This window comes from Vibrio harveyi NBRC 15634 = ATCC 14126 = KCTC 12724 (assembly GCF_001591145.1).
In the GTDB taxonomy this organism is placed as follows: domain Bacteria; phylum Pseudomonadota; class Gammaproteobacteria; order Enterobacterales; family Vibrionaceae; genus Vibrio; species Vibrio harveyi.
In genome coordinates this window covers 1-558 of sequence record NZ_BCUF01000178.1, presented here as the reverse complement: position 1 = coordinate 558, position 558 = coordinate 1, and the positions used below count along the sequence as shown (strand labels likewise).

Below are 558 nucleotides of genomic sequence, written 5' to 3'. Positions count from 1 at the left end.
GTGAACGATTCACCAGCATTGCCAGTTGCATCCTCAAAGCCTTGCAGCGTTAACTCTACGCTCTTCACTGAATCGGCTACTGCTGCCACTTGGACAGAGCCTACCCATTGGGTGTGAGTGCCAACCTGTGGCGTCCAGTTGATCGCCGCAGTACCTAGAGTTGAACCTGTTGGAGTCATCACTTCTTTATCGAATGTAGCTGTCACTGTGACGGTCTCACCTGCCGCAGCGTACTGCGGTGAAATAGTCGTTTGGCTATCATCAACCGTTGGTTTGGTTTGCGTCAAAGTGAACGTTGTAGACACCTCTTTCGCCACGGCTTTCAAATCGTTCGTGCCATTAACAGTCACGGTAATAGTGCCATCTTTTAGACTTGTGACATCCAAGGACGTATTCCATTGACCTAGAGCATTCGCAGTGGTGGTTTTCGTGACTTCTTTACCGTCCGTATCAACCGCTTTGATGGTTAATGTGTCGGTGGTTACGAAGCGCGTGCTACCGCCACTGACTGCTACTGTCGCAGCGTCAGTTGAATTGACATCACGGATATTCTCAACC

At 49.8% G+C, this 558-nt stretch carries 1 pseudogene; it reads right to left on the bottom strand.

The window, feature by feature from the left end:
* Positions 1-558, bottom strand: a pseudogene (locus tag VHA02S_RS26080) (hypothetical protein); the annotation flags it as partial.